Origin of the sequence: Mesonia oceanica (genome assembly GCF_902499555.1) — a bacterium.
Classification (GTDB): domain Bacteria; phylum Bacteroidota; class Bacteroidia; order Flavobacteriales; family Flavobacteriaceae; genus Mesonia; species Mesonia oceanica.
In genome coordinates this window covers 1-1,687 of sequence record NZ_CABVMM010000047.1, presented here as the reverse complement: position 1 = coordinate 1,687, position 1,687 = coordinate 1, and the positions used below count along the sequence as shown (strand labels likewise).

The 1,687-nt window shown below is 45.3% G+C and carries 1 protein-coding gene; it reads right to left on the bottom strand.

Going from position 1 to position 1,687, the window contains the following annotated elements; translation table 11 throughout:
- Positions 1–1,687 (bottom strand): beta strand repeat-containing protein (locus FVB9532_RS19585; RefSeq protein ID WP_194716598.1); only part of this gene is annotated, 1,687 nt, incomplete at both ends.

Genomic DNA, 1,687 nt, shown 5'->3' with positions numbered 1-1,687 from the left:
ATTGTTCGTGTAGGTTACCGTGTTCGCATCGAAGGTTAGCTGCGTTCCATCTACCGCGGTATGGGTAAAGGTGCCATCGCCATTGTCTACCAGTACATCACTGTTGGTCTCCAACAAATTGATGATCTCCGTATACACATCGCCCTGGTTTTGGATATCGGTCGCTACTTCATTGATGATATCGACTGTTAAGCTCTCCCCATTATCGTTGGTAAAGGTGTAAGTCCCGTCATTGTTGTTCGTGTAGCTGACCGTATTGGCATCGAAGGTCAGCTGCGCTCCATCTACCGCAGTATGGGTAAAAGTACCATCCCCATTGTCAACAAGCACATCGCTGTTGGTATTCAATAAATTGACGATCTCCGTATACACATAGCCCTGGTTCTGGATATCGGTCGCTACTTCATTAATGATATCAACCGTTAAGCTTTCTCCGTTATCGTTCGTAAAAGTGTAAGTACCGTCATTATTGTTAGTGTAGCTGACCGTGTTCGCATCGAAGGTCAGCTCGGTCCCGTCAACCGTGGTATGGGTAAAAGTACCATCCCCATTGTCTACCAGTACATCGCTGTTGCTTTCCAACAAATTAATGATCTCCGTATACACATCTCCTTGGTTCTGGATATCGTTCGCCACTTCATTGAGGATATCTACCGTTAAGCTTTCTCCATTGTCGTTCGTAAAAGTGTAAGTCCCGTCATTATTGTTCGTGTAGGTTACCGTGTTCGCATCGAAGGTTAGCTGCGTTCCATCTACCGCGGTATGGGTAAAGGTGCCATCGCCATTGTCTACCAGTACATCACTGTTGGTCTCCAACAAATTGATGATCTCCGTATACACATCGCCCTGGTTTTGGATATCGGTCGCTACTTCATTGATGATATCGACTGTTAAGCTCTCCCCATTATCGTTGGTAAAGGTGTAAGTCCCGTCATTGTTGTTCGTGTAGCTGACCGTATTGGCATCGAAAGTCAGCTCGGTCCCGTCAACCGTGGTATGGGTAAAAGTACCATCGCCATTATCCACCAGTACATCACTGTTACTTTCCAACAAATTGATGATCTCATTGTAAACATCTCCCTGGTTCTGGATATCGGTCGCTACTTCATTGATGATATCAACCGTTAAGCTTTCTCCATTGTCGTTCGTAAAAGTGTAAGTCCCGTCATTATTGTTCGTGTAGCTGACCGTATTGGCATCGAAAGTCAGCTCGGTACCGTCAACCGTGGTATGGGTAAAGGTACCATCTCCATTATCCATCAGTACATCACTGTTGGTCTCCAACAAATTGATGATCTCCGTATACACATCGCCCTGGTTCTGGATATCGGTCGCTACTTCATTGATGATATCAACCGTTAAGCTTTCTCCATTGTCGTTCGTAAAAGTGTAAGTCCCGTCATTATTGTTCGTGTAGCTGACCGTATTGGCATCGAAAGTCAGCTCGGTACCGTCAACCGTGGTATGGGTAAAGGTACCATCTCCATTATCCATCAGTACATCACTGTTGGTCTCCAACAAATTGATGATCTCCGTATACACATCGCCCTGGTTCTGGATATCGGTCGCTACTTCATTGATGATATCAACCGTTAAGCTTTCTCCATTGTCGTTCGTAAAAGTGTAAGTCCCGTCATTATTGTTCGTGTAGGTTACCGTGTTCGCATCGAAGGTTAGCTGCGTTCCA